Here is a 24,169-nt window from a genome sequence, read left to right as displayed (position 1 = left end):
ATGGGTTTCTATACATTGACGATCATCAAGTTCTCGCTGGGCATGCTCGTGATGATTCTCCAGATCAACATTCTCGGGAAACGCGAATTCTCCCTCAATACCCCGCTCAACCAAGTCCAGAACTACGTGCTGGGCGGCATCATCGGCGGGGTGATCTACAACCCATCGGTCACGGTGCTCCAGTTCCTGATAGTCCTCCTCATCTGGTCGCTTGTCATCGTGGCGGCGAAGCTCCTTTTCGGGAGCAGCGGGACGCTCAGACGGGCCATCGCCTGCCAACCCGAGCTCCTCGTCTGCGACGGGAAGGTGGACATCGCCCGATGCGCGAAGGTCGGCCTCACCGCGGAACAGCTCAGTGGGAGCCTGCGTGAGAAGGGCATCCCCAGCGTGGCGGATGTGGAGGCGGTCGTCATGGAGACCGATGGCAGGCTCACGATTCGCGTGGCCGGCACACGGGATGGGAGCCCGCTGCTGCCATTGGTGAGCGACGGACATCTGGTCCGTGATGGTCTGAAGCTTGCGGGCAGGGACGAAACATGGGTGACGGAACGGCTCAGGGAACAAGGGTATGGCTCGGTGAGGCAGGTCTTCCTAGCTGAACTCGTGGATGGGAGCCTTGAAGTGGTTCCGTTCTCGGACGCGGCACGCTCGATGGCCTAGTTCCCATCGCCATCACGCGGGTCCCATCCACATGACCGACGGCCCACGCAAAAACGAGTGGCATCCGCACTTTGGCAATCGTGTTTTAGAAAATCGCCGGCCTCGCCGCCGGCCAGAGCAGACAGGTAAATCGCAATCCGTGTGTATGCGGGTGTCGCAACGTATCGCATCCTTAATGTTTTGCCGTCCACTGGTCGGATTCGCCATGATTCGGGTTGCGGATCCGGTGGAATGGGCAGCATGAAAGGATTCGTCTCGATGAGAGGAGAGGCGCCGTCGCTTGGTTTCGTGGCTTCTTCCAGGACTGATTTGAGTCGTTCGCGTTCCTTCCAAGGTCTACGAGGAGCTTTTCCTCCTCGAGCCAGCTTTGTGCCTGGATCCTGCCATCCTTGCCGAATGAGCGTTGGCATCGGATTCCTCTGTAGGTGTATCGTCCGATCCATGTCTGGGTCTTGCCGCTGGGGTGCCTTCTGAGCAGCACGGTCCCGAATTGGCGTCTCTTTTTCCTCTTCTCTGTCATGCGGCCGTCCTTTTTTCCGGTTATAGAAACAGCCCGTCGGAAAATGTCATCCTTGGGTTAATGTGTCACCCTAGGAGACGCCTTCGCGACGGACTGAAACGGGGATTCAGGTTCGGGCTTTGTAAGAGATGCGTATGCGGGCTGCGATCGTCATGCTGTAAAGCAGCAGGAGACAGGCGGGGTCTGGGATGATGGGGTCCGACTCGTCAGTCTGGCCTATGGTCATGGGTTCGAGTTCCGCCGGGGCACCTGAAACGACGAAGAATCGCGGATAGGCCGATTGGGAAATGATCGTGTCCGCGAGATTTCGATGATTATGGACGATGCATATCCTCCAAACTCAGCGCAGGTGATGGTTTTCGAGGAATATGCATGTGCTGGATATCGTATGCGAAGATGAGGTGGACTATCTCACACGCTTAAGCGTTTTTGGTGTAATTCTTCTTGAAATAGTATCATGTTGATGTCATATTTTCAGTTTCAGTACGTGTGATTGCGGTACGGGAGGGCTTGATGGATTTGTTCGTTCATACGCTCGTTTCCGGGCTTGTCCAGTTTGCGCTGGCCGTGCTCATCGCTTTCGTCTGGTGGTGGTTTAGCGCGCGCCATCAGCGGCGGTTCACTCAATGGATCGGTCTTACGAAGATCAAGGGCGGGACGAAGACCTTCTCGTTCATGCTCCTTACGCTTCTGATCCTGTTCGGGTGTGGCTGGCTTGTCATTCAGGTGATACCGAGTACATATACCTATACCGCGTCCACGCAATTCGGAGGTTTGGGATGGGCGGCTCTGCCATCCGTTCTCGTACATGCGTTGCTGAACACGTCGGGGTGGGAGGAGCTCTTCTTCCGGGGACTCCTGTTGAAGCGTCTGATGGGCAAGTGCGGACTGCTCGTCGCCAATGCCCTTCAAGCCGTCCTGTTCGGTCTTATGCATGGTGTCCCTTTGTTTCTCATGACGGGAATGAGTGTCGTTCAGGCTGCCGTCATCACCCTGTTCACCGGATTGGCGGGCTGGTGCATGGGATATATGAACGAAAAGCATGCGCAAGGATCCATCTTCCCGAGCTGGACGGTGCATATGCTGTCCAATGTGGCGTCGGGAACGCTATCCGCCTTCAACATGCTCTAAAGCACGAGCATGACTTGCAAAGGTATGGAAGAATCGGCGCATCTCATCACGTAGCAGGATGGGAACGTTCCTCCGGCGTCCGGCGACTGCGTCATGTTGGAACGCAAGCGCAGACTTGGTTTACGCGACACGCATATATAGGCGGCTGCTATTATCATTTCAGAAAGAACAAGGAGGCAGGCTGGCTGGAGCCGTCTGCTACCGGCTTTATGCGGATTGAACCAGAGCCTTGCGGAGGTGGTGTTCGAGTCCCGTTCGGGGCGCGTGACACACGTCGAATCAATCCGGGTCTAGGTGGGATTGGCATCGAGCCGGGCATGGGTGCGATAGTGAAAAGAGACTGATATGGCTGCAAGGAAGAAGACCACTGATTCGGCTGAAGTGAGCGAGGTGCTCACTGACGAAGAGCTCAAGGCCGCTGCGGAGCCTGAAGAGGCCTCAACCAAGGAAGGCGAACCGCATAAGCGTACCGTTGTGGTGGCCGAAGATGAATCGGTGAATCGCATGGATCTGGTCGCCATGCTTGAAGACAACGGCTACGAGGTCGTCGGTGAAGCGGCCAATGGTGAGGAGGCCATCGAACTGACCCGTAAGTACCGTCCGGACGTGGTGTGCATGGATGTGAAGATGCCTCGTACCGACGGCATCACCGCGGCCGGTGTGATCTGCGATGAGAACATCGCCCCGGTCGTCATGCTCACCGCATTCTCTCAGCCTGATTTGGTCAAGCAGGCCACCGGCGCGGGTGCCATGACATATGTGACCAAGCCATATGAGGAATCCAAGCTGCTGCCGGCCCTCGAAGTGGCCATGGGCCGCTTTGCTGAGATCAATGATCTGCTTGACAATGTGGAGCGTAGCGAATCCAAGTTGCGCGACACTGAGGAGCAGCTCAAGAAGGCCGAGGAGCAGCTTAAGAAGGCTGAGGAGACCCTTGAGGAACGCAAGCTTGTCGATCGGGCCAAGGGCCTGTTGATGGACAAGGCGGACTTCTCCGAGCAGGGCGCCTTCCGTTGGATTCAGAAGACCTCCATGGATCAGCGCATCCCGAAGAAGCGTCTGGCCATGGCCATCATCGCCAAGTATGGCGAGCAGAAGTCGGAAGCAGAGGATGAGCGCTAACACAGCAACTGTGGAAGGCACTTTACGCGGAACGCTATTGGTCGTTGATGGCCATTCCTTGGCGTTCCGCGCTTTTTTTGCCTTGCCCGTAGAGAATTTCAGCACTTCGGCCGGCCAGGCCACCAATGCGGTATGGGGCTTCGCCACCATGCTGTCGCAGGTGATTGACACCGAGCATCCCGACCATTTGGCGGTGGCGTTCGATGTCAAGGGCGGCACCTTCCGAAATACGATGCTGCCGCAGTACAAAGGCACACGGGATGCCGCTCCGGAGGATCTGCTCAGTCAGCTGCCATTGATTCAGAGGATGCTTTCCGCCCTAGGAGTCACCTATATCGAACAGCCCGGCTATGAGGGCGACGACGTGATCGGCACCTTGGCGACCATGGGAGACAAGGCCGGATACCGTACGTTGGTGCTTTCCGGCGACCGTGACGCCTTCCAGCTGATCAATGACAACATCACCGTGTTGTATCCAGGTCATCATTTCAAGGATTTGAAGCATATGACCTCTGAGGCGGTGGTGGAAAAATACCATGTCACACCGGAACAGTACCCTGATCTGGCCGCATTACGTGGTGAAACCGCCGACAATATCCCGGGAGTGCCGGGCGTGGGTGACGGGTTCGCCGCGAAATGGATCAACCAATATGGCGGACTTGACCAAATCATCGAGCATGCCGACGAAATCACGGGCAAAAAAGGCGAAGCCCTGCGTGAGAACATCGAACAGGTCAAGTTGAATCGTTCCGTGAATGCGTTGGTGCGGGATCTCGAACTTGATGTGACTCTTGACGATTTGACGTTCGGAACCGTTGACACCGCGCGACTCAATGACTTGTTCTCCAAACTGGAATTCGGCATTCGCACCAGAAATCGCGTGCTGAAGACCTTCAATGCGGGCACGACGACGGCGGGCGTCACGGTCCAGCCGGAGTCCAATCGGGTCGTGCTGCCGGAAGTCATGACGATTACCCATGGAGACGAACTGCGTACATGGGTGGATGCGAACATGCCACCGGCCGATGAACATCTGCATGGGGATGATGAGGATGCGAATCCGGCCATTGATGCCGGATCCCTCATTGAGAACACCATGACATGCACCAATGCCGTCAACCATTCCTGGGTGCTGCAGGCCGAAGGCGTGGCCAAGCCAGGAAATGCAAGCATGGCTTCACTGATGCTGATGGTGAACGGCAAAGGTGCCCAGATCGAGCATGTCGATGACTCGATTGCGAACGAACTTCAGCATATGCTCGACGGATACCACCGTTCTATGGTGGTGCATGGCTACAAGGAACAGCAGCATCTGCTCGAATCCGTCGGCATCACCTTGCCTACGCCGCTGTTCGACACCAAACTGGCGGGCTATTTGGTACATCCGGATTTCCACGCGGAATCGCTTGAACAGGCGGCCGGCCACTTCCTTGACCTGCACTTCGAGGAGCAGTCGTCCGAGGCCACGCAGGGCACACTTGATCTGGATGATATGGACGGATCCTCGAATACGCAAGCCGATGAACTGCAACGTCATGCGGCCATCGTCGACATGCTGGCGAATGTGCTGGCGGACCTGCTGGATCAGCGTGCACAGTTCGGGCTGCTCAAGTCCATCGAATTGCCGGTATCGAAGGTACTGTATGGCATGGAGCATGCAGGCGCCCAAGTCGACATGATACGTTTGGCCGAAATGCGTGACCAGTTCGCCGCCGATGCGCGTCAGGCCCAGGAGATCGCTTGGGAAAGCGCCGGCGAGCGTGTGAATCTGCAAAGCCCCAAGCAATTGCAGAAGATCCTGTTCGAAGACATGGGCCTGAAGCCCACGAAGAAGACCAAGTCGGGCTCCTACACCACGAATGCGGCCGCATTGCAGACACTGTACGAGCATTCCCTCGATAATGACCGCGCGAACCAGTTTCTGGGAGCACTGCTGAGGCACCGCGAAACCAACAAGCTCAAGCAGATCGTACAGACGCTGATCGACGCCACGAACCCTCGTGACGGTCGTATTCACACGACGTTCGAGCAGACGGTCGCCGCGACGGGCAGACTCAGTTCCGTGGATCCGAATCTGCAGAACATTCCCAATCGCAATGCGGCAGGCCGGGAGATTCGCTCGGCATTCGTGCCGGGGGAGGGATACGAGTCGCTGCTCAGCTCCGACTACTCGCAGGTGGAGCTACGTATCATGGCCGATCTTTCCGGCGACGAGGCGCTGATTGAAGCATTTCGTTCCGGTAGGGACTTCCACAAATATGTGGCCAGCCTGGTCTATGGCATTCCTGTGGAGGAGATCACCTCCGACCAGCGTAGCCACGTCAAGGCGATGAGTTACGGTCTGGCCTACGGCCTGAGCACCTATGGGTTGGCTCAGCAGCTCAAAATCTCCCCGAAAGAAGCGGAGTCATTGAGGAACCAGTACTTCGCCACTTTCGGCAAAGTACATGAATACCTTGAATCACTGGTCTCCACCGCACGCGAGAAAGGCTATACCGAAACGATTTATGGTCGTCGCCGGTATTTCCCCGGATTGAAGTCACCGAATCGTGCGGTTCGTGATGCGGCCGAACGTGCCGCGTTGAACGCTCCGATTCAAGGATCGGCCGCCGATATCATGAAAATCGCCATGATTCGTGCTGCGGATTCCTTGCGCGACGCGTGCCTGAAGAGTCGAATCATCCTGCAGATTCATGATGAACTCGTCGTGGAAATCGCTCCGGGCGAAGCCGAACAGGCCACTGCATTGGTCAGGAACGCGATGGAACACGCCGTTACGATGGCCGTGCCGTTGGACGCTTCCACAGGTATCGGTTCGGATTGGCAGCTTGCAGCACATTGATCACAGCGAGGAAGGGAATCATTCAATGGCAACCCTCAAACAGGTCGTCGACGTATTGGAAACGCTGTATCCGCTACGCTATGCGGAGGAATGGGACGAACCCGGTCTGATTGTGGGCGATCTTCGACATGAAGTCTCCAATATCGCATTTGCGGCCGATCCTTCCATGGCGGTGATCGATGAGGCCATCGTCAACCACGTTGATCTGCTGATCTGCCATCACCCGCTGTTCTTCCGTTCCGTGCATGCGGTTTCCGGACTTGGATTCCGTGGTGAAATCGTACGCAGGCTCAATGAGGCGGGATGCGCTCTGTGGGTAGGGCATACGAACGCCGACGCCTCATATCGAGGTGTCGGTCAGGCGGCTGCCGATATGTTCGGTTTGGAAGATCAGCGCCCGCTGGTGCCCATCGATGATGCGAAGGCCGAGCATGCGATCGGATTGGGACGCGTGGGGCGTTTGTCGGAACCGATGCCTCTACGCGATTTCGCCTGTCGCGTGGCGGATGCGTTGCCTTATACCGAGCTCGGTGTACAGGTTTGCGGCGAACTCGATGCCCCGGTGCGTACGGTGGCCGTGCTTCCAGGTTCCGGAGACTCGCTGTTCGACGAGGTTCGTGCCGCGGGAGTGGACGTGTATGTGACCAGCGACCTACGCCACCATCCGGTGACGGATGCTATCGAACAAGCCCGATACGAAGCCTCCATGCGTGCTCAGGGAGTGTGCATCGGCCAAGGCGACGATCAGGTACGTCCCGCGTTCATCAATACGCCTCACAGTGCCATCGAATCGATGTGGTTCCAGTATGCTATGGGCGACGTGCCCCGTGCCGTAGCTGAAGCCACCGGCGACATTCCGGCGGTGCGATGGATCTCCATGAACACCGATCCATGGAATCTAGTGCTACCGTCAAGCGGTCAGGAACGTTGAATATGAATATCGACAGCGTGAACAAAGCGCTGGAGCGTTCCGGAGACGGTGTCGATATGGAACGTCCGGTCACGGTGGTGAGTCGCGAGCTGGTATATCAAGGGGCGATTTTCAGCGTCGAGGATATGCGGCTTGGACTCCATCTGCACCACGGCGGGCAGACGGTAATCCGCAGACAGGTCATGCGTCATGCGCCTTGCGTGGTCATGCTGGTGCATGACCTGAAACGGGACCTGTACCTGATCGAACGGGAATACCGTGTCGGCAGCGATATGTTTGCTTACGGCCTTCCCGCCGGTCTCATCGATGATGGCGAAGACGTCGAACAGGCCGCGCTGCGTGAGCTCGTCGAGGAAACCGGTGTGAGGCCTATCCATGGCGACGACATGGCGTTCGATCATGTGGGGGAGTTCTATTCATCGGAGGGCATGACCGATGAGCTGGCCCACATCATGATCATTCATCTTGGCTCCTGGCAGTCCGTTGAACGGCATTTCGATGCCGACGAACATGTCGAATCCGCGTGGATCACTTGGGAGCAGCTGCGGAGGACGCGTATCACGGCGTCCAATTCCATGATTGCGATTCAATACGAGCAGATTCGTAGAATGAAGGAAAACGGGCGATAAAATTTCAAGTCGCACTACAATCGCCGGAAAAATCGCAGATAAACCGGTTCCGCCCGAAGTCGTGAGATACTTGAAGGTATGCAAATCAGACCTGGTTCGATGTATCCACTCGGAGCAAGCTATGACGGGGCGGGAGTGAACTTCGCCCTTTTCTCTCAAGTCGCACAGAAAGTGGAGCTCTGTCTCTTCGACGAAGAAGACAATGAAACCCGCATCGAAATGACCGAACAAAATTCTTATGTCTGGCATAACTATCTGCCGGGCATACAGCCCGGGCAACGATATGGATACCGTGTCTACGGACCATACGACCCGTCGCGCGGTCTACGGTGCAATCCGAACAAGCTACTGCTTGACCCATATGCGAAAGCCATCGAAGGCAACATCGACGGCGACGAAAGCCTGTTCTCCTACTGGTTCAGCAGTCCCGACGACCTAGGGAACATGAACACGCTGGACTCGTCCGCACACACCATGAAAGCGGCTGTGGTCAACCCGTATTTCGACTGGGGCAACGACCAGCATCCGAACATCTCATACCACGATTCCGTCATCTACGAGGCCCATGTACGCGGCATGACCAACCTCAACAAGGACGTACCTGCGGATATTCGAGGCACCTATGCCGGACTGGCCTATCCGTCGGTCATCGAATACCTTAAGAAACTCGGTGTCACGGCCATAGAGCTCATGCCGATTCACCAGTTCGTCAACGACAGTTTCCTACAGGAAAAAGGACTGAGCAACTACTGGGGCTACAACACCATCGGCTTCTTCGCACCACATAACGCCTACTCCAGTTCCGGGCAACGCGGCGAACAGGTCAACGAATTCAAATCCATGGTCAAGGCGTATCATCGCGCCGGCATGGAAGTGATTCTCGACGTGGTGTACAACCATACCGCCGAAGGCAACGACCGTGGCCCCACCTTGAGCTTCAAAGGCATTGACAACGGTTCTTACTATCGACTCGTCGACAACGACCCACGACACTATTTCGATACCACCGGCACAGGCAACTCCCTGCTGATGCGCTCGCCGCACGCGCTGCAGCTCATCACCGACAGCCTGCGCTACTGGGTCACCGAAATGCACGTTGACGGCTTCCGCTTCGACCTGGCAGCCACACTGGCCCGCCAGTTCCAAGAGGTCGACAAGCTATCCGCATTCTTCGACATCGTCGAACAGGATCCGGTCATCTCCCGCGTCAAGCTCATCGCCGAACCATGGGATCTCGGTTCCGGCGGCTATCAGGTGGGAGGCTTCCCGTCCAGCTGGTCGGAATGGAACGGACGCTATCGCGATTGCGTGCGTGATTTCTGGCGCTCGCAGCCGTCCACGTTGCCGGAATTCGCCAGTCGACTGATGGGCAGCTCCGACCTGTACCAGATGAACGGTCGCCGCCCGGTCGCCTCCGTGAACTTCATTACCGCCCATGACGGCTTTACGATGAACGATCTGGTGAGCTACAACGAGAAGCACAACATGGCCAACGGCGAAGGCAATAGAGACGGCGAAAGCAACAACCGTTCGTGGAACTGTGGTGTGGAGGGCCCCACCACCATCAAGGACGTGAATGACCTGCGCCAACAGCAGATGCGCAACATGTTCGCCACGTTGCTTCTGAGCCAGGGAATTCCCATGATCTGCGGCGGCGACGAGGTGGCGCGCACCCAGCAGGGCAATAACAACGCCTATTGCCAGGACAATGCGATTTCCTGGACGAATTGGGATCTGGACGACACTCAAAAGGACCTGTTCGAGTTCGTTGCGAAGCTGATTCATCTGCGTCTGGAACATCCGGTGCTGCACCGCCGTCGTTTCTTTACCGGGCGTGAGCCTGGCGATGCCAGCAGCATGATTCCCCAAGTCGAATGGATGGATCATACCGGTTCCATCATGGACATGGACGATTGGTCGAATACGCACGCGTTCTCGGTGATGATCTACCTGAACGGTTCGGACATTCCGGAAACCGACTGGTATGGCAATCAGATGGTCGACAACGACTTCATCCTGATCTTCAACGCACATTACGAGCCGATCATGTTCACCCTGCCGGACGAGCAATATGGCAAGAAATGGCGTCTGGTCATCGACACGCATAATCCGAAGGGACCGGAGCTTAACTATGAGGCCGGTTTCGCGATCACCGCGCAGTCGAGAAGCTTCCTGCTGCTCATGAGCGACAAGAAGCCGGATAAGAAGGTAAACGAGTTCTAACGTTTGCCGCAGGCAAAGGCTGTGGGCCACCCATATCCAACATGGGTGGCCCACTACTTTTGATGCGGCCGATCAGCGTTCAGAGGCCAGACGTGAGGTTATATCCGGAACAACTGCATTCGCCTCGACGATGTCCTCGACGTTCTTCGGTCCGCTGGTCTGTGCCAGCACCAGCTGTGTTTGCACGCGATCTGCTTCGATGGCAGCGATCTGGCGGGAGAAGATAATGAACCAGCCGAGGAACATCAGACCGGCCAATGCCTCGACGTTCGTCAACGTATTATGCCCGCTCATCCACTGGAATCCAGCGAAAGCACCGACGGCGATCGCGAGATCCGACACGACATACACCGCTTTGGAAAGCTGCGGGGCGAGCCAAGGCAATCCTATCAACAGTACGCTCATCAGGCAGGGGAGTCCTCGCGCGAACACGTTATGCAGAATCGGATGCGGCGTATACCGAAACATGCCGATACCGATGAAGGCGACGCCCGCCAGCGTCAGCATGAACGCCAATAGCAGGATTCGTATTTTGAAATGCCTGGGGGATTCGTCAAGCCCGGTCTGCTGCGCATACTCCCGACGCAGTCGATTGGTGGTGATCAGCTCGGAGATGGCGAAGTAGCTGATAATGACGATGCAGATGCCAGCCAGCATCAGCGTGGAGTTGAACATGCGCGCCGCGAACGTGGTGCGGTCACCCAGCTGGGAGAAGTTGTTGTTATACCAATACGGATCGTCCGAGGTAAGTCCGGCGATGCTTACGCCCGACACCACGAAGAACGGCAACAACGCGGCGATGGTTTTGGCATCCATCAGTTCCGCTTGCACGAAGGTAATGTAACCTACGATGCCTGCAATGCCGGCGCAGAGCATCGGCAGATAGCCGTTAAGCGTACGTGTGCCCATGATGCTGTTGATGATGGAAAGCATCATGAATGAGGTGACGAAGATCGTGGAGGCGTAGACCACCGAGAGGGCCAGGATTTCGAATATACGGCGGATGGGGACCATCCAGCCGTGTTTCAGCGTGAGCGAACGGGACTTACGCGCATAGCCCAAGCTGAAGGAAACCACGCCGCAGGCGGCCACGATGCCGGAGCAGATGGTGAACAGGCGCTGGCTGACACGCCAGATGGCCGGGGCGTACTGCGTGTACAGATCCATGGCGAAACCTGCGACCACGGCGCAAATCATGAAGGAGATAATGCCGGAGGTCTCGGCCTGTTGATGACGTCCCATATCTGCCCCTTCATGCTAAACACTCGCCATTCTAGCCTGTCGTTGTCCAAACATACGCTACAATGGTTCCTTGTGCTCATGCGCTAATTGCGTTTCGTGCACGAACGGGCTGTAGCGCAGTTTGGTAGCGCGTCTGCTTTGGGAGCAGAATGTCGCAGGTTCAAATCCTGTCAGCCCGACCGAAAGCCCGGAATTCCAACAATTGTAATACCTAGGATTCCGGGTTTCATTGTCCTTGGGTACAGTGGGGCACAATGACCGCGCAACCTCCTCGATTGCAGTCATCCGTTCCGTGCTCGCGGAACGCACCGATCTCGTTCACTATGTCATCCAAGGCGAGACGAACACGATGTTTTCCGCGGGCTTTGGCTACGATGGGGGACATGAACGCACCTCAAGAGAACCTGTGGCCGGCACCGTTCGCCGGCAAGCCCCTGAACGCCACCGTAGTGGTGCCGGGCAGCAAATCACTGTCGAATCGTTATCTCATTCTCGCGGCGCTTGGATCCGCACCCGTCCGTCTGGTCGGCTTGCTGCGCTCGCGTGACACCGAGCTGATGATGGACGCGTTGCGTGCGCTTGGAGTACGTTGCGAGATCGATGCCGCTACCGATACTACGGTTACGGTCGTTCCGCCTGCGAATGATCGGTTCCGAGGCAATACAAGAGTATTCTGCGGTCTTGCGGGTACGGTGATGCGCTTCGTGCCAGGGCTTGCGATGTTCGCCGACGGTCCCGTCGACTTTGATGGCGACGAGCAGGCGTACGCCCGTCCGATGAAGCCGGTGTTGGATGGTCTGCAACAGTTAGGTGCGACCATCGAATACCACGGTGAGGAAGGCCGTCTACCGTTCACGATCACCCCGCCTAAGGTTGACCCGGCCGCACGGGCGACGCCGAGCGTGGTCTCCATCGATTCGTCCGGCTCGTCGCAGTTTATCTCCGGTTTGCTACTGGTTGGCTCGCGTGTACCGGGCGGTCTTGAGTTGCATCACACGGGGGAGAAGACCCCAAGCCTGCCGCATATCCGCATGACGGTCGCTGATCTTCGAGGTTCCGGCGTGAGCGTTCAGGCTGACGAAGAGGCACGTGTATGGACCGTGCGACCAGGCGCCGTACAGTTGCCGAATGCGGTGACCGTCGAACCTGACTTGTCAAACGCCGCGCCATTCCTGGGAGCCGCACTGATTGCGGGTGGAACGGTTCGTGTGCCGCATTGGCCTGAAAACACCACGCAGCCTGGTGGACTGCTTCCCGGATATTTGGAGCGTATGGGGGCGAAGGTGTCGTTCCTTTCGGAGAACGGAATCCGCTACTGTGAAGTGAGGGGAGACGGCCATATCAAAGGCCTTGGCGATTTTGATTTGACTGCAGCCGGTGAAATCGCACCATCGCTTGCCGCAGTGTTGGTGTTTGCTGATGAGCCGACCCGCATGTTGGGTATCGGGCACCTGCGTGGCCATGAGACCAACCGTTTGGAAGCGCTGGTCAATGAAATCAAGCGCATAGGAGGAGAAGCCCGTGAGCTGTCTGACGGGTTGGAAATTGTTCCGGTGAGTAGCGAAAACCTCAAACCGTTTGAAATGGAAACCTATGCCGACCATCGTATGGCTACGTTTGCCGCCATGCTGGGCCTGCGCATCAAGGGAATTCAGGTTCATAACGTGGCCACTACCGCGAAGACCCTACCGGATTTCGTGAACATGTGGAACGGCATGCTTGCGTGAATGGCTCAGGGCGTTCCAATAGTGGTTATGCCGGCCACCAGATGCGGGTGAGCGGAAGGATTGAGCGGGTTTCTTCGTCGGCTTTGTCGTAGACTTCAACATAGTGGCGTACGAACGAGTCAAGATCGAGCAGACGTATGGGGATGGTGGCTCGGTCGGCTTCGTAGCGGGCTTCCTTGGTGAATCCGCCGGTAGACACATACAGGCCGCGATCCCCGGCTCGAAGTCCGCCGATGAACGAGCGTACCGCCGGAGCGCCCATGGCACCTTTGCGGTGTTTGACTTCGGCCACGATGCGTGGAGATTCCAATCCCAGCGCGTCAGGCGATGCCACTACGTCGCGGCCGCCATCAGGGCCTTTGGGCGTGACACGTGCACAGTAGCCCATGGCCTTGAGCAGACCTGCTACCAGGCGCTCCATATCTTCCCACCCGACTTGGTTTACACGATCCTTGATGAGTTCGATGCCATTATCGTAAGTGGCGGCACGGGCATCGTCATCTGCTGCATCGTCCTCGGTTTCGTCGGGTTGGCTGCTCGTTTCGCTCTTTGATGCTGATTTAAGGTCCGCTACGACTTCATCCGATATGGAGAAGATGGTCTGGATGCCGCCAAGGGAGTTCTTAGACGATGTTGTGAGCGCATCGCGTTGGGCGGTCTGCTTCCATTTGACCGCTCGCGTGAAGGTTGCTTCTTCGATATCGGTGGCAGGTTTGCAAGGGCCTGCGATGGTGCCGATATGGTAAAGGCGTGTCTCCGGGTCATACATGACGACGGTCGATCCTTGTTCCATATCATGAGCAAAACGGTAGATCTGTCCCACTGCGGCGGCCAATTTGTTCTTGCTGTCGTTGGGATGTTTGATTGCGTAACCGGAACGAATCTGTTCCCGGCTCATGGAAGCGATATCGGTGGCGCCAAAGTCCCAACCGATGCCCACAAGTCCGCGGTTGAGCCAGTCCGCCGCGTATATGCCTCCTCTGCCCGCACGAATCATCCAAGAGCTCATGATTTTCCCCCTCCAAGCTAATTTACATATGTATTATTCCACTGTGCTGCATTTCTTACCGTATTGAATGGCGTGGTTTGTCGGGCTGTGGCGGGTGTCTGCAATCTGATGGCAACGGCAACGTCTGGGCTATCATTGCACTCCGGCGAAACCGCGTGCCTCAACCGCAACTTCGTATTGGCTACGGTCAGCGGGTTCATCGTCTTATTTGCCATGATGGCCGCCATGTCGCACCTGCCTACCTATCCCCAACTAGCGCACGGTATTATGGGTGCCACCGCGGCGGCCTCCGGTTATGGCACGCGCGAATGCTACGTGTTCTCGGCAACTGGCACCAGGGATCTTGCGTATCAGGCTTTGACAGCGCAGATAAAATGCATGAAAACACTGGCGAACGCTTTTGATGCAATGTCTGTTTTCGTGGTTTGAAAAGAGTTGGGACCTATGTCCCACGACATGCGCCCATACGGGCCGTAGGGGCATTCTCTCTTTACCCGTGCTTTTTTAAAATCGGGATAACGGATTAGCTCGATGATGAGAAGGGAGACAGCCATGGGTGTAGAGAGCGTCAATTACCAGTGTCCGGCATGCGGAGGCCCCCTACGCTACGACGGTGCAAAGGCGCTACTTGTTTGTGACCACTGCGACTCGGAATTTGCGTTGGCCGATATCGAGGCCCGCTATGCGGCCAAGCAAGAGAGCGCGGAAGAGAGAGCCCAAGCAGTTGCAGGCAACGCTGGCGGTGCGGCGCAAGCAGGGGCCGCAACTGAAGCCGAGAGCCTTAACGGCGCCTACGTGTGCTCGTCTTGTGCAGCCGAGCTTGTCTGTGATGATACAACCGCCGTTTCCGAGTGCCCCTACTGCGGAAACCCCGTGGTTGCGGCTGGGCGCTTCTCAGGAGATTTCCGTCCCGATCTTGTGATTCCTTTCAAACTTGATCGCAAGGCGGCCGAGAGTGCATTGGCCGAGCACTACAAGGGCAAGGTGTTGCTTCCCAAGAGTTTTGCCGGCGGCAACAGAATCAAAGAAGTCCAAGGCGTTTACGTTCCCTTCTGGCTCATGGATGCCGACGCTGCGGGCTCCGCGACCTTTGAAGCCACGCGTACGCGTCGGCATTATGAGGGCGATGACGAGGTTATCGAGACCGATCACTTCAACGTTGAGCGTGAGGGCTCCGTATCCTTTGAACGTATTCCAGTGGATGGCTCGAGCAAGATGCCCGATGCCCACATGGATGCCATCGAGCCGTTCGACTACGGTGCGCTTGTGCCGTACTCGGTGGCCTATATGCCGGGATTCGTGGCAAACCGCTACGACGAGGACGCTGAGACCTGTCGCGGACGTGCGGAAAAGCGCATTGATACGAGCGTGCGCCAAGCGCTCGAGAACTCTATTGAAGGCTATGACGACGTTACGTGCGATAGCTGCGAAGTCGAGAAAAACTGGGCTGATCCGGTCTATGCGCTCATGCCCGTCTGGATGCTCGGTACCATCTGGGAAGGCGAGCAGTTCCTCTTTGCCATGAACGGCCAGACAGGTCGTTTGGTGGGTGACCTGCCGGTGGACAAGAAAAAGCGTACGTTCATAGGCGTGGGTATTTTTGCCGCTTTCTTCCTCATCTGCTTTGCCGCGGTCAACTTCGGTGGATTCCTTGCCGAGAATGCAGCGGCTTTGCAATGGGGCTTCATGCTCCTCATTCCACTGTTGGTGGCGCTTATCGTATGTGCGGTGCTAACGGGTCAGATGAAAAGCGCGGTCGAAGCAACAGAAGCTGACCGTTATCTTGACGCCTCTTCGATAAACATCACGCGCCAGCTCGACACCTTTACGCATACCACCACCAAGCGCATCCATCACGAGAAAAATGAAAAGGATTAATCGTTTGACTTCCGGTTCGTCATAACGAATGCGAGCTCGGGGTCATAAGTTTTGACGAAACGGTTTTTCATGAAAGGAGAAGATCATGGGACTTCTGAAGGCAGGCGTCGGGGCGGCTGGCGGCGTATTGGCCGATCAATGGCGTGAGTACTTTTATTGCGAGGCTCTGGACGCCGATACGTTGGTTGCCAAGGGTGAGAAGCGCGTCGGCAAGCGCGGATCCAACACCAAGGGCGAGAACAACGTTATCTCGGACGGCTCGATCGTGGCGGTAGCCGACGGCCAGTGCATGATGATCGTCGAGAATGGTGCGGTGGTTGACGTCTGCGCCGAGCCCGGCGAATTCGTCTACGACACGGGTACTGAGCCCTCGGTGTTCTCGGGCAAACTCGGCGACATGGTCAAGAAATCGTTCGAACAGGTGGGGCGTCGCTTTACTTTCGGCGGGGACGCTGGCAAGGATCAGCGCATCTACTACTTCAACACCAAGGAGATCGTAGGCAACAAGTACGGCACCGCAAGCCCTGTGCCGTTTCGCGTGGTCGACGAGAAAATCGGTTTGGATGTCGACATCACCGTGCGCTGTAACGGCGAGTACTCCTACAAGCTGGTCGATCCGCTGATGTTCTACAAGAACGTCTGCGGCAACGTCGAGAGCGCCTATACGCGCGATCTTATCGACTCGCAACTCAAGAGCGAGCTGCTTACGGCCCTGCAGCCGGCTTTCGCCCGCATCAGCGAGATGGGCATTCGCTACAGTGCCGTGCCCGCCCACACCAGGGAGCTGGCCGATGCGCTCAACGAGGAACTTTCGCACGAGTGGAAGGAGCGGCGTGGCATCGAGATCGCGGCCTTTGGCGTAAATACCATCTCGGCGCCCGAGGATCAGGAACAGATGATTCGCGACCTGCAGAAGGCGGCCGTCATGGCCAATCCTGCGATAGCGGCGGCCAACATCGCCTCGGCGCAGAGCGATGCCATGCGTACCGCTGCGGCCAATCCTGCCGGTGCCGCCATGGGCTTTATGGGCATGGGCATGGCCAGCGGTATGGGTGGCATGAACGCCGCGCAGCTCTTTGGTCAGGCGTCTCAAGCGCAGCAGGCTCCCGCTCAGGCGCAGCCTGCTGGTGCAGCTGGCGGAGTCGCGGCGGGTACCGGCACGGCGGCGGCGGGAGCCGCCTGGACCTGTTCGTGTGGTGCTCAGAACACCGGAAAGTTTTGCGGCAACTGCGGGAGTCCTAAGCCCGAGGCTGCAGGACCCTGGTTCTGCACCAACTGCGGCACCCAGAACACGGGGAACTTCTGCTCTGGCTGCGGGAGTAAGCGCCCGTAGCAAGAAGATGCGGGGTCACAGGACGATGGCATGATGCCGCGCGCATAAGTCGCCGTCGACAGCCGGCTTGGCTGGCGTGTTAGGGTACGTATCCCAGTCCAAAGTGGCCGTCGGCGGTCCTGTGATCCTCAATAAAAAGCAAGATCGCGTGAGAAAGGAGCACGCCATGAAAAAGAAACTCAACTCCCTTATTGCTGTGGCCCTGTGTGCGCTTGCTACATGCTTCGTGCTCGTCGGTTGCTCACCCGTTTCCGGTGGCAAGAACGCGAAGATGGTCGGTTACTGGGAGCTTGTCAGCGGTACTTCCGGTGGTCTTGAAATTACCGAGGACGACGTCAAGACCATGTCGGAGGAGGGGTCACAGTGCATCCTGCATCTAGGCGATGACGGTAAGGCTACGCTCGATCTCTTTGGTGATATCGAAGACGCGGCGTGGGACATGGACAAGGCGACCGTGGACTTCGATGACGAAGATGGCATTTTGATGCTCTCCGGTGATAGCCTGACCCTCTCCAATAGGAATGATGATGACGAGAAGCTCGTCTTTAAGAAGGGAGACGATAGCCTGAAAGAAAAGATCAAGAAGGATCGCAAGTCGCAGGAGGAATCCAACGAGAGTGCCGATGTTGCCAGTGGAAACGATGCCAAGACCGAGAGCGTGGCAATTGACCCGGTGGTGACCATCGCCGACGATGAGACCGCGACCATTACCGCAACTGCCCGTGTTGTGGACGAAAACGGCATGGCCGGCATCATGTTCTCGATTACCAACAACAGTGAGGCCAGGATCTGCATGCATATGCTCGACGATTCCACCGTCAACGGCGGCACGTATGAAAACTACTTCTACGGGGACGTCTCACCGGGGGAGACAGCCAACGAGATCTGCGCTTACGACGGCCTTACTTCGATAGACGAGTTGAAAGACATTCATGCCCAGCTCAGTGTGTACGACAGCAAGACCTTTGCCGACATCGCGATCTACGATATCAACATCGAGTAAGAGATGTGATGGCATTGGCTGGCTCGTGAGATAGCAAGGCGACGAGGCGGCCGGGGATGGTAATCTCCCGGCCGCTTTTTGCTGGGGATACTTCGATTACGCCTCGTCGTTCAAGCCGGGAACGATATTGCCCTCGGCCACCGCATGCACAGCCAGGCGCAGGATGTTGTCGTAGCCGGTCTTGGCGAGAATTTCGCCGATACGCCGCTTAACGGTTCCCTCGCTCATGTAGAGCTCGGCCGCGATCTCTTTGCGCGTTTTGGCCTCGCACGTCAGTCGTAGGATCTGAATCTCTACGTCCGTGAGCGAGGCTGTGCCTGAAAAGATCGAGTCAGGCGTTTTTTGGGGAAAGGTCTGGTAACCCGAGGCGGTCGAGCGCATGACGGCCATGAGTTCGTCGATGCCGACGTTCTTGTATACAAAGCTGTCGACGCCGGCGGCTTTTGCCTGCTCGACAAAAGTAACTTCGGGCATACCCGTCATGATGACCACGCGCACCGTGGGGTCCGCCTCCTTGATGCGCCGGGCGGCCACGATGCCGTTGGAGCCGTTCTCGGTGCAGACGTCCATGAGCACGAGTCCGCATCCGAGTCTGGCTGCGCGCTCAGGGGCCTCAGTGGCGTCTGCGAGGCTAGCTGCGACGTGCATGTCCTCCTGGGCGTTTATCGCGCAGGCCAGGCTCTCGCGTAACATCGCCTGATCCTCAACGAGCAGAACTTCAATCATTGCCAGTCCCCCCTCTATGCAAGCGGCTCCATCGTAGGCTGTTGCGTCGTGCGGCACGGTGTTGTTGCCCGTTCCCTCGTGCTCCCGCTAACGGGGATTTCGACACGAACCGTGAACGTCGGCTCCCAGCCCACGCTCAGCGTACCGTCCAACGATGCTATCTCTCTTCTCATTCCCGTGATACCGCCCCGTTCAATAAGCGGTTGTGGTGACGACTCGCCATCGTCGGTGATGACGAGGTGGGCTGTGTCGCCAGTACACTCCAGCTCAACAAAAACCTGTTTGGCATGGGCATGCCGACATGAGTTTGTGCAGGCCTCTCGGATTATGTGCGTGAAGGCTACGCCGGCACTGCCCTCCGGAAGCTCACCGTTCATCTTAATCGCGACGCCCACCAGCGCAAAAGCCGATACAACGGCTTCGAGCTCGGTGGAAGCGTCGGCTTCCGTGCCACGGCGCAAATCGACCATGACGGATGAGAGGAGCCGCTCGAGTTCGGCAACCGATGCGGGGTCGGTCATGCCCATCTCGAGATAGCGATGGAGAATCGAGAGCCGCTGCCCAATGACGTCGTGCACACGCGAGCGCATGCTCAGGTAGGCGGAGGCTTGTGCCACGCGCTCGATGTCGGCAAGGCGCATCCGTAGCTCGGTGGCGGCCTCCTCAAGTTCGCGGTTGGTCTTGGCGAGGGCCGCATTTGCACGCGCTGCCTCGGTGACGTCGAGGCATACGATTCTTCTCAGGGGACGGTGGCCGCCGGTTGTATCTCGGACGAATAAACACGTTGTGCTATCGGGAAGATTGACCAAAAGGCGGTCTTTATCCTCCATTAGCGTCTCGGGCACGCCTAGGAAGTCTGCTTCAACGGCCAAGTCGCGGCCGATTTCGGAAAGGCTTGTCCACAGCTGGGTCTGATCTCCGAGGTCGCAGGGCAACTCCAATGCAGAGAGGCATTCCCTCATCCGCACGTTCATAAAGGTGGATCCGCCGGTGGGGCCGATGACCAGTACGCCCGCGGGCATTCCCATTAACGTTTCGGCCGTGCTGAGTTCCGAGAGACCCTCTGAGCGTCTGACGAGATCGCGAGCGATTCCAGAAAGTCCGCGGAACAGGAACCAGGTTAGGTCGAGCAAGGCAATTAGGTTCCATAACGTGCTGAGCGCGGTGATGGCCGCTGGTGTGCACAGGGCCATGAGCAGGGCGTCGAACATAAAGTCGATGCGTCTTGCACGTAATGCGAGGGCAAACGTCCATGCTGCAAAGAGCGCGTTGATCCATAGCACGCCAAAGGCGGGAAAGGATGCCAGTGCCCGGGCCAGGACCGGCGCACCGATGAGCCCTGCACCGACGGTGAGGATTAATGCAAGGGCCAGGTGACCCAGAATCGCAGCCTCGAGGATGCACATGAGCCGCCTTGATTTCGGAGCCGTCTGAAACGCAATCAGGAACAGGTGGACCACCTGAAGGCTTGCGCACACGAACTCGCCGGCAACCACGAGCATCAGGCAGGGCTCGTTGAGCAAGAGCGGGTTCATACGCACTCACCGCCCTTTACGCGGGCGAGCAACACTAGCTGTCCGGTATTGCCGGTCAGCGCGTAGATGACGTCGCATTTGTCTAGGCGTTCCCGCAGGGCCTGCGTGCGGGGTAGTGAGCTAAGGTCTTCTTCGTCGTCGGATTGTAGATGGGCCCGTAGCTCAATCAAGCCGTCATCGCGTTCGCCAAGATGATAGATGAGTGCTGGAGACGAGCATTCGAATGCCATAAAGGCCATGTCATAGATGCAGTCGTAGAGCGTGCTCGCCTGCTGGGCCGCAACGGGATGGTCGAGATTGACGAGAGCGGCGCAATCGATACCGACGGCGCGCAGATCACAGGCCAACTCGTTAGCGATAAGGCGGATACGGTCGCGGTCAAGCTCCGGGTCGGCCGCTTCTGCAAGGACGAGCGAGCCCTTGCGCTTGCAGTAGGCAACGAGCATGCGCGCACGTTCCAGCTGTCGCTGGCGAGCGTGTGGCTCGGTCGGCAGGTTGTTCAACAACGCTGTGACCTCGGCCATGGACGCGGATAGTGCGGCGTCGACATCGTCCACAAGGCGCGACTTCACCTCGAGTTCCGTCAGTAGTTCGACAAGCTCACGGTCGTGTTCGAGGGCCTCAAGGTCGCGTTTGAGTTCGGTGCCTTGTTTGCCTAGGGTTCGGTTGAGTTCGTTGAGTCCGCTCATGTCTTGGGTGAGGAGCGCCGTTCCGCCAGAGAGCGGCCAGACGATGAATAGACTGTCGGGGAGGTCTGGCAGTCTGAATGATCCTGGTGTGCCGTGATTCGCGCGGTTGACGGCGTTTGCATTCAGCGGGCCGGCCACTTTGGTCTGGTGGTACAGGGAGCCGTTGCGTGACAAGATCTTGAGATCGAAAGGAAGATCGTCGAATACCTTTTTGAACGACCTCGTGGAGGGGATGAGTCCTAGGTCGAGGCAGAGTTCGAGTGTCACCATGACGATGATTCCGTACACGAGGGAGAAGTTGAACGAAACCGCCCATTTCGCACGGAGGGCGTAAGCGGCGCAAAAGAGGAGTCCTGTCGTTGCGACCGTGGCTGCTGGCACCACGAGACCGCGCATTGCGCTTCTGCTCGAGCGCCACAAAACGCAGAAAAAGGCGAGGTAGTACAGGGTATTGTAGGCAAAGAAGGCCCAGTAGGCAGGGCCGTAGGAGTACATGCCCACAAGGCCCGGGTTGGGTACGTCAAAGGTAAAGAAGAGCCGGTGGACGTCGTTGGTGAGCGCGAGCACGGCAAGCACGATGCCGAGTGCTATGCAAGCGGTTTTAAGCCGTACAGCCGTTTTGCCAAGCTCAATGCCGGCTGACTTCAGCGCGCAGGAAAGGCAGAGCGGTGGCAGACAGGCCATGGGGATGTAGTAGCCGTACCAGAGGTAGCGCGCAAGCTTGAGGTCGGTCGTGTTCCATTTGATGGTCACGGCCGTGAGCCACAAGGTGAGTATCACGGCTATGGCGGCAAGGCGACGTGAGATTCGCGGGTCGAGGCAACGCAGGTAAGCCATGACGCCCCAGAACGAGAACACGATGCCGAAGATGCAGTTGAGAGCGGTGCGATCGATGAAAGAGAAGGCACTGGCGTTATCGGAGGACGGCACGGGGGCCGAGGGAGGCCAGGCGCAGGCGAGGGCGATCACCAACGCAAGGTAGAGGAGGGTGACACTCGCGCATATGGTGGTCAGGAGGCCGCGGCGTGAGCGTGTGAAGATGGACAAAACGGTGCCGTTGGGCATATGAACATCTCCCCGTTACAGAAAAGTTGATAGCGCGCCGAAAGTGAGTGCTGGCACTTGGCATCTACCTGATATCCTGCCCATGCACATGCGAAATAGGCCCGCATGGCATCTTGACTTACGGCTAAGCGCGACGATGGCATCCATGACAGCATGCGTCATGGATGCCATCTATCGTATCGTGCACGTATATCGCACGTATTCCTGTTACTCCCACTCGATGGTTGCCGGCGGCTTGGAGGTGCAGTCGAGTACCACGCGGTTGATTTGACGGCATTCGTTGGTGATGCGCGTCGAGATGGTGGCCAGTACGTCGTACGGAATACGCGACCAGTCGGCGGTCATGGCGTCTTCGGAAGACACCGGGCGCAGCACGATCGGCGAACCGTAGGTACGCTCGTCGCCCTGCACGCCCACGGAATGCACGTCGGCGAGGAGCACGACCGGGCACTGCCAGATGTCGCGATCCAGACCGGCCTTTGATAGTTCCTTACGGGCGATGGCGTCGGCTTCGCGTAGCAAGTCCAAACGTTCCTTGGTGATTTCGCCGATGATGCGGATGCCCAGGCCCGGTCCCGGGAACGGCTGACGCCAGACGATCTCGTCCGGCAGGCCAAGTTCGGTGCCGATGGCGCGCACCTCATCCTTGAACAGGGTGCGCAGAGGCTCGACGAGCTGGAACTTGATGTCATCCGGCAAACCGCCCACATTGTGATGCGACTTGATGTTGGCCGCACCGTCGCCACCGCCGGATTCCACGACATCCGGGTAGAGGGTACCCTGTACGAGGAACTTGACTTCCTTGCCGGAAGCGCCGGCTTCCTCGATGACCTGACGCTGGGCCTTTTCGAAAGTACGGATGAACTTCTCGCCGATGATCTTGCGCTTCTTCTCCGGCTCGCTCACGCCTTTCAGCGCGGTGAGGAAGTCCTCGGAAGCGTCGACGGCGATGAGTTTGATGCCCGTGGCCTCGACGAAGTCGTGCCTGACCTGCTCGGCTTCGCCCTTGCGCAGCAGGCCGTGATCAACGAACACGCAGGTGAGCTGGTCACCGATGGCCTTGTGCACGAGGGCCGCGGCGACGGCGGAATCGACGCCGCCGGACAGACCGCAGATCACCTGGGCGTCGCCGACCTTGTCGCGAATCTTCTTCACTTGGTCTTCGATGATGCCGGAGGCATCCCAGTTGTTCGGCAAGCCGGCGCACTTGTGCAGGAAGGTTTCGATGAGCTGCTGTCCCATCGGGGTGTGCTTGACTTCCGGATGCCACTGCACGCCGTACAACTTGCGGGATTCGTCCTGCATGGCTGCGACGGGGGCGCCTTCGGTGTGTGCCAGCACTTCGAAGCCTTCCGGAGCGGTCTTGACGGCCACTCCGTGGCTCATCCATGTGTTCTGCTCGGCAGGGGAGCCTTCGAGCAGGCCTTCAGCCTCATCGATGGTGGTCTCGGTCTTGCCATACTCGCCCAAAGCCGCCTTGTCGACATCCGCTCCCAGCGCATAGGCCATGGCCTGGAAGCCGTAGCAGATGCCCAGCACGGGGACGCCAGCCTCGAACAGCTTCTTGTCCACGCGCGGGGCGCCGGGTTCGAACACTGAAGCCGGGCCGCCGGAAAGGATGATGGCCTGCGGATCTTTGGCCAGCATCTCGTCTACCGGCATGGAATGCGGCACGAGTTCCGAATAGACGTTGGCCTCACGCACGCGACGTGCGATCAGCTGGGCGTACTGGGCTCCGAAATCAACAACGAGCACAGGACCTGTCGCCATAACACTCTCCCTTGGTACGAGGTAATTAGAAACCGACAATGATAATGGCTCCATTGTGGCGGTGCAAGGCGACATTGGAAACGCTGTAAACACAAGGTGAACGAATCTCACAATTGCTTACTATGTTCGACTCA

General features: G+C 57.7%; 18 protein-coding genes and 1 tRNA gene. 13 read left to right on the top strand and 6 right to left on the bottom strand.

Translation table 11 applies throughout. The features are described from left to right. From HMPREF1494_RS00680 to glgX, 7 genes are all read left to right on the top strand, one after another. Positions 1-660 carry a DUF421 domain-containing protein gene (locus tag HMPREF1494_RS00680; protein WP_034518356.1) on the top strand — a complete coding sequence of 220 codons (660 nt, stop codon included), beginning with the start codon at positions 1-3 and terminating at the stop codon, positions 658-660. A gap of 1,033 nt (positions 661-1,693) precedes the next feature. Beyond that, positions 1,694-2,311 (top strand): CPBP family intramembrane glutamic endopeptidase, encoded by a 618-nt coding sequence (locus HMPREF1494_RS00670; protein ID WP_034518352.1) that lies wholly within the window; start codon positions 1,694-1,696, stop codon positions 2,309-2,311. Positions 2,312-2,656: 345 nt separating this feature from the next. Next, on the top strand, positions 2,657-3,433 hold the full coding sequence (locus tag HMPREF1494_RS00665) for an ANTAR domain-containing response regulator (protein ID WP_034518349.1): 777 nt from the start codon (positions 2,657-2,659) through the stop codon (positions 3,431-3,433). Then, positions 3,423-6,275 (top strand): DNA polymerase I, encoded by a 2,853-nt coding sequence (polA, locus tag HMPREF1494_RS00660; RefSeq protein WP_034518347.1) that lies wholly within the window; start codon positions 3,423-3,425, stop codon positions 6,273-6,275. The genes HMPREF1494_RS00665 and polA overlap by 11 nt, the downstream gene beginning before the upstream one ends. A 25-nt stretch (positions 6,276-6,300) precedes the next feature. Next, positions 6,301-7,206, top strand: coding sequence for a Nif3-like dinuclear metal center hexameric protein (locus HMPREF1494_RS00655; RefSeq protein WP_034518345.1), 906 nt, complete (start codon positions 6,301-6,303; stop codon positions 7,204-7,206). A gap of 2 nt (positions 7,207-7,208) precedes the next feature. Then, positions 7,209-7,835, top strand: a complete 627-nt coding sequence (locus tag HMPREF1494_RS00650) for an NUDIX domain-containing protein (protein ID WP_034518343.1) — start codon at positions 7,209-7,211, stop codon at positions 7,833-7,835. A gap of 99 nt (positions 7,836-7,934) precedes the next feature. Beyond that, positions 7,935-10,058: a glycogen debranching protein GlgX gene (gene glgX, locus HMPREF1494_RS00645; protein ID WP_003840400.1), complete on the top strand. Its 2,124-nt coding sequence runs from the start codon at positions 7,935-7,937 to the stop codon at positions 10,056-10,058. A 72-nt stretch (positions 10,059-10,130) separates the two neighbouring features. On the opposite strand, the gene HMPREF1494_RS00640 is transcribed toward glgX, so the two are convergent. Continuing rightward, complete coding sequence (locus HMPREF1494_RS00640; protein WP_003842030.1) at positions 10,131-11,300, bottom strand: hypothetical protein; 1,170 nt, start codon at positions 11,298-11,300, stop codon at positions 10,131-10,133. Positions 11,301-11,405: 105 nt separating this feature from the next. On the opposite strand from HMPREF1494_RS00640, the gene HMPREF1494_RS00635 reads away from it, so the two are divergent. Together HMPREF1494_RS00635 and aroA are read left to right on the top strand one after the other, a co-directional pair. Beyond that, positions 11,406-11,479, top strand: a tRNA-Pro gene (locus HMPREF1494_RS00635). 195 nt (positions 11,480-11,674) lie between these two features. After that, the gene (aroA, locus tag HMPREF1494_RS00630; RefSeq protein WP_034518341.1) at positions 11,675-13,027 is read left to right on the top strand and encodes a 3-phosphoshikimate 1-carboxyvinyltransferase; all 1,353 of its coding nucleotides are present in this window, start codon (positions 11,675-11,677) and stop codon (positions 13,025-13,027) included. A gap of 25 nt (positions 13,028-13,052) precedes the next feature. On the opposite strand, the gene HMPREF1494_RS00625 is transcribed toward aroA, so the two are convergent. Beyond that, positions 13,053-14,036 (bottom strand): restriction endonuclease, encoded by a 984-nt coding sequence (locus HMPREF1494_RS00625; RefSeq protein ID WP_231495279.1) that lies wholly within the window; start codon positions 14,034-14,036, stop codon positions 13,053-13,055. A gap of 108 nt (positions 14,037-14,144) precedes the next feature. Between HMPREF1494_RS00625 and HMPREF1494_RS00620 the strand changes: the two genes are divergently transcribed. The 4 genes from HMPREF1494_RS00620 to HMPREF1494_RS00605 all read left to right on the top strand — a co-directional run bounded on the left by HMPREF1494_RS00620 (position 14,145) and on the right by HMPREF1494_RS00605 (position 18,250). After that, positions 14,145-14,465 (top strand): hypothetical protein, encoded by a 321-nt coding sequence (locus tag HMPREF1494_RS00620; RefSeq protein WP_034518385.1) that lies wholly within the window; start codon positions 14,145-14,147, stop codon positions 14,463-14,465. 123 nt (positions 14,466-14,588) lie between these two features. Next, the gene (locus HMPREF1494_RS00615) at positions 14,589-15,914 is read left to right on the top strand and encodes a hypothetical protein (protein ID WP_231495278.1); all 1,326 of its coding nucleotides are present in this window, start codon (positions 14,589-14,591) and stop codon (positions 15,912-15,914) included. An 85-nt stretch (positions 15,915-15,999) separates the two neighbouring features. Further along, complete coding sequence (locus tag HMPREF1494_RS00610; RefSeq protein ID WP_034518331.1) at positions 16,000-17,247, top strand: SPFH domain-containing protein; 1,248 nt, start codon at positions 16,000-16,002, stop codon at positions 17,245-17,247. Positions 17,248-17,413: 166 nt separating this feature from the next. Continuing rightward, on the top strand, positions 17,414-18,250 hold the full coding sequence (locus HMPREF1494_RS00605) for a hypothetical protein (protein WP_231495277.1): 837 nt from the start codon (positions 17,414-17,416) through the stop codon (positions 18,248-18,250). Positions 18,251-18,346: 96 nt separating this feature from the next. Here HMPREF1494_RS00605 and HMPREF1494_RS00600 read toward each other — a convergent pair whose 3' ends face one another. The 4 genes from HMPREF1494_RS00600 to guaA form a co-directional block, all read right to left on the bottom strand. Further along, positions 18,347-18,976 (bottom strand): response regulator transcription factor, encoded by a 630-nt coding sequence (locus HMPREF1494_RS00600; protein ID WP_034518323.1) that lies wholly within the window; start codon positions 18,974-18,976, stop codon positions 18,347-18,349. Between the two features lie 14 nt (positions 18,977-18,990). After that, positions 18,991-20,511: a sensor histidine kinase gene (locus tag HMPREF1494_RS00595; protein ID WP_034518320.1), complete on the bottom strand. Its 1,521-nt coding sequence runs from the start codon at positions 20,509-20,511 to the stop codon at positions 18,991-18,993. Further along, positions 20,508-22,265 (bottom strand): histidine kinase N-terminal 7TM domain-containing protein, encoded by a 1,758-nt coding sequence (locus HMPREF1494_RS00590; RefSeq protein ID WP_034518317.1) that lies wholly within the window; start codon positions 22,263-22,265, stop codon positions 20,508-20,510. The genes HMPREF1494_RS00595 and HMPREF1494_RS00590 overlap by 4 nt, the downstream gene beginning before the upstream one ends. 207 nt (positions 22,266-22,472) lie before the next feature. Then, the gene (gene guaA / locus HMPREF1494_RS00585) at positions 22,473-24,035 is read right to left on the bottom strand and encodes a glutamine-hydrolyzing GMP synthase (RefSeq protein ID WP_034518314.1); all 1,563 of its coding nucleotides are present in this window, start codon (positions 24,033-24,035) and stop codon (positions 22,473-22,475) included. Positions 24,036-24,169 lie beyond the last annotated feature (134 nt).

The organism is Bifidobacterium sp. MSTE12 (assembly GCF_000513015.1).
GTDB lineage: Bacteria > Actinomycetota > Actinomycetes > Actinomycetales > Bifidobacteriaceae > Bifidobacterium > Bifidobacterium dentium.
Note: the sequence above shows the minus strand (reverse complement) of the source record. Positions and strands in the feature narration are given on the sequence as shown.

What these genes read in the sequence shown, in the direction of transcription:
- HMPREF1494_RS00625 (WP_231495279.1), bottom strand. Translation starts at nt 14,036, where the DNA reads ATGAGCTCTTGGATGATTCGTGCGGGCAGAGGAGGCATATACGCGGCG.
- HMPREF1494_RS00655 (WP_034518345.1), top strand. Translation starts at nt 6,301, where the DNA reads ATGGCAACCCTCAAACAGGTCGTCGACGTATTGGAAACGCTGTATCCG.
- HMPREF1494_RS00640 (WP_003842030.1), bottom strand. Translation starts at nt 11,300, where the DNA reads ATGGGACGTCATCAACAGGCCGAGACCTCCGGCATTATCTCCTTCATG.
- HMPREF1494_RS00605 (WP_231495277.1), top strand. Translation starts at nt 17,414, where the DNA reads ATGAAAAAGAAACTCAACTCCCTTATTGCTGTGGCCCTGTGTGCGCTT.
- HMPREF1494_RS00650 (WP_034518343.1), top strand. Translation starts at nt 7,209, where the DNA reads ATGAATATCGACAGCGTGAACAAAGCGCTGGAGCGTTCCGGAGACGGT.
- polA (WP_034518347.1), top strand. Translation starts at nt 3,423, where the DNA reads ATGAGCGCTAACACAGCAACTGTGGAAGGCACTTTACGCGGAACGCTA.
- aroA (WP_034518341.1), top strand. Translation starts at nt 11,675, where the DNA reads ATGGGGGACATGAACGCACCTCAAGAGAACCTGTGGCCGGCACCGTTC.
- HMPREF1494_RS00620 (WP_034518385.1), top strand. Translation starts at nt 14,145, where the DNA reads ATGGCAACGGCAACGTCTGGGCTATCATTGCACTCCGGCGAAACCGCG.
- glgX (WP_003840400.1), top strand. Translation starts at nt 7,935, where the DNA reads ATGTATCCACTCGGAGCAAGCTATGACGGGGCGGGAGTGAACTTCGCC.
- HMPREF1494_RS00670 (WP_034518352.1), top strand. Translation starts at nt 1,694, where the DNA reads ATGGATTTGTTCGTTCATACGCTCGTTTCCGGGCTTGTCCAGTTTGCG.
- HMPREF1494_RS00610 (WP_034518331.1), top strand. Translation starts at nt 16,000, where the DNA reads ATGGGACTTCTGAAGGCAGGCGTCGGGGCGGCTGGCGGCGTATTGGCC.
- HMPREF1494_RS00615 (WP_231495278.1), top strand. Translation starts at nt 14,589, where the DNA reads ATGGGTGTAGAGAGCGTCAATTACCAGTGTCCGGCATGCGGAGGCCCC.
- HMPREF1494_RS00680 (WP_034518356.1), top strand. Translation starts at nt 1, where the DNA reads ATGGGTTTCTATACATTGACGATCATCAAGTTCTCGCTGGGCATGCTC.
- HMPREF1494_RS00595 (WP_034518320.1), bottom strand. Translation starts at nt 20,511, where the DNA reads ATGAACCCGCTCTTGCTCAACGAGCCCTGCCTGATGCTCGTGGTTGCC.
- HMPREF1494_RS00600 (WP_034518323.1), bottom strand. Translation starts at nt 18,976, where the DNA reads ATGATTGAAGTTCTGCTCGTTGAGGATCAGGCGATGTTACGCGAGAGC.
- HMPREF1494_RS00590 (WP_034518317.1), bottom strand. Translation starts at nt 22,265, where the DNA reads ATGCCCAACGGCACCGTTTTGTCCATCTTCACACGCTCACGCCGCGGC.
- HMPREF1494_RS00665 (WP_034518349.1), top strand. Translation starts at nt 2,657, where the DNA reads ATGGCTGCAAGGAAGAAGACCACTGATTCGGCTGAAGTGAGCGAGGTG.
- guaA (WP_034518314.1), bottom strand. Translation starts at nt 24,035, where the DNA reads ATGGCGACAGGTCCTGTGCTCGTTGTTGATTTCGGAGCCCAGTACGCC.